At 74.1% G+C, this 2,195-nt stretch carries 2 protein-coding genes; both read left to right on the forward strand.

The genetic code is table 11. From position 1 onward, the window contains the following. The first annotated feature begins 130 nt into the window (after nucleotides 1-130). Nucleotides 131-1,681 carry a carboxylesterase/lipase family protein gene (locus ACWGDE_RS38375; RefSeq protein ID WP_453393717.1) on the forward strand — a complete coding sequence of 517 codons (1,551 nt, stop codon included), beginning with the start codon at nucleotides 131-133 and terminating at the stop codon, nucleotides 1,679-1,681. A 201-nt stretch (nucleotides 1,682-1,882) separates the two neighbouring features. Further along, nucleotides 1,883-2,195, forward strand: a 313-nt coding sequence (locus ACWGDE_RS38380; protein ID WP_453393718.1) for a LacI family DNA-binding transcriptional regulator, incomplete at its 3' end; no start/stop codon positions are given.

Raw genomic sequence — 2,195 nt, forward strand, 5'->3', positions numbered from 1 at the left:
TCCGGCGGCTGAGCGGTCCGCCGCCCCGAGCCCGGCTCGAATATCGTGGAAGATTGACGGTCGTTGAATTTTCGCCATATCCTTGATCCGTCGGCGCGCGTTCGGCGCGCGGCCCAGGAAGGATCGACTCATGGCACCCATCCCAGGACCCGATCAGCCCGTGGCGCATCCGCCCGCGGGCCGGCTGCTCGGCGCGGTCGAGGACGGGCTCGCCGTCTTCCGGGCCGTGCCCTACGCCGCGCCCCCGGTGGGCGAACTGCGCTGGCGGCCCGCCACGCCGCACCCGGGCTGGAGCGGCACCCGTGACGCGACCGCCGACGGTCCCAGCGCCCCGCAGCTGTACATGGAGGGCGGCGACCCCGTCCTCGGCGGCCACGGTTCGCCGCCCTTCGACGAGGACTGCCTGACCCTCGACATCTGGACCCCCGCCGTCGACGACGCCCGCCGGCCGGTGCTGCTCTGGATCCACGGCGGCGGCTTCGTCTCCGGCTCGGGGTCGCTGCCGGTCTACTCGGGCGCGACCTTCGCCCGTGACGGGGACCTGGTCGTCGTCAGCATCAACTACCGTATCGGGCCGCTCGGTTACCTCTACACCGGACCCGAGGACGGCCCGGGCGGACCCGACGCCAACCACTGGCTGACCGACCAGCTCGCCGCCCTGCGCTGGGTACGGGAGAACATCGCGGCCTTCGGCGGCGACCCGGACACGATCACCGTCGCGGGCCAGTCCGGGGGCGCGGTGTCCACCGCGGCCCTCGCCGGACTGCCCGAGACCCAGGGCCTGATCCGCCGGGTGATCCTGATGAGCCCGCCCTTCGGGCTCGACCTGCCCGGACCCGACGCATATCTGGAGCGCACCTCCGCGTTCATGGAGCTCGCCGGGGTCAAGACCCCGGCCGAGCTGCGCGCCGTGCCCTGGCCCGACCTGATCGGCGCCACCGGCGGGCTCTTCGCCCTGACGACGCGCTGGGGGTACTGGCCCACCCCGTTCCTGCCCGTGGTCGACGGCGTCACCCTGCCCCGCCATCCGGCCGAGGCCCTGCTGCACGGGGCCGCGGCCGGCATCGAGGTGATGATCGGCTGGACCCGGGAGGAGGCCAACTTCGGCTTCGCCCTGAACGAGGCCTACGCCGAGGCCGACCGGGACCGGGTGACCGCCCGGATCGCGGAGACCTTCGGCGCCGAAGCCGCGCCCGAGGCGTACGCGGCGTACGAGCGCGCCCGCCCGGGGGCCCGGCCGGCCGATGTCCTGATGGACCTCATCACCGACGAGCTCTTCCGGGTCCCCGCCCTCCGGCTGGCCGAGGCGCGGGCCGAGGCGGACCACCCGGTGTGGGCCTACCAGTTCGACCTCCCCGCCGCCGCCTACGAGGGCCGGCTCGGCGCCGCGCACTGCCTCGAACTCCCCTTCGCCTTCGCCAACTTCGACCAGTGGGCCCACGCGCCCCTGACCGCCGGCCTGGACCCCGCCGTCCGCGACGGCCTCGCGCACACCCTGCACGGGGCCTGGATCGCCTTCGCCCGCACCGGCGACCCGAACCATCCGGACATGCCGACGTGGAACCCGTACGAGAAGGACACCCGTACGACGATGCGCTTCGACTCCGTGGTCACGGCCCTGACCGACCTCGCCGGGGACTCCCTGCGCCTGCACGAGAGGGCGCTCGACCGGCCCGCGTAGGGCGGGCCTCCCGCCCCTCCCCCACCGGCCCGCCCGGATGCGCCGGCCACTCCGGGCCGCTCCCGGCCGCTCCGCGGGACCTCTCCGGACCTCCCGCGGAGCGGCCCGCACATCCGGGCGGGCCCGCGCTCCCTTGATCTAACTCGTGTAACCTTCGAAGGGAAGGCACCGAGCCGATCAAAAGGAGCGTCGAGCGACGTCATGGCCAAAGACACTCCTGTTCCGGCGTCCCCGACCAGCGCCGACGTCGCCCGCCTCGCCGGGGTGTCGCGCGCCACGGTCTCCTTCGTCCTCAACGACACGCAGGGCCATCGCGTCGGCGAAGCCGCCCGCGCCCGCGTCCTCGACGCCGCCCGGCAGCTCGGCTACGTACCGCACGCCGCGGCCCGGTCCTTGCGGGCCGGCCGCAGCAATCTCGTCCTGATGCCCTCGTCGATCTCCGCGGTCGGCCGGCTCGTCAGCGACTGGGTGGACGATCTGCACAGCGAGCTCGAGCGGCACGGCTACACCGCCG

This window comes from Streptomyces sp. NPDC054956 (assembly GCF_053609185.1).